General features: G+C 47.2%; 1 protein-coding gene. It reads right to left on the reverse strand.

From position 1 onward, the window contains the following. Nucleotides 1-216, reverse strand: a 216-nt coding sequence (locus tag PSI23_RS22405; RefSeq protein WP_273557093.1) for a P27 family phage terminase small subunit, incomplete at its 3' end; no start/stop codon positions are given. Between the last annotated feature and the right edge of the window lie 34 nt (nt 217-250).

The following is a 250-nucleotide window of genomic DNA, read 5'->3' on the forward strand; positions in this document are numbered from 1 at the left end:
GCTTTCGCTGCCCTGACTGTTTACGATGCTAAAGCCCCGAATATCAAGGTCTGCCACCGCTTTTCGGTAAATGGCATAGTTGACGCAGTACAGTTCTAAGTTGTTCCAGTCAGCGGCGGTCAGATCTTCCCGTTCGCCTAAGATTTTTGCCTTGGATTTCCACTGACTGGCAGCAATGTCATTAAGATACGTCGGGGGTTTGGGTGCCCTTGCCATAATTTTCTGTCTTCCTTGTGAGTTTATTTTCAAA

This window comes from Xenorhabdus yunnanensis, assembly GCF_028598805.1.
GTDB lineage: Bacteria > Pseudomonadota > Gammaproteobacteria > Enterobacterales > Enterobacteriaceae > Xenorhabdus > Xenorhabdus yunnanensis.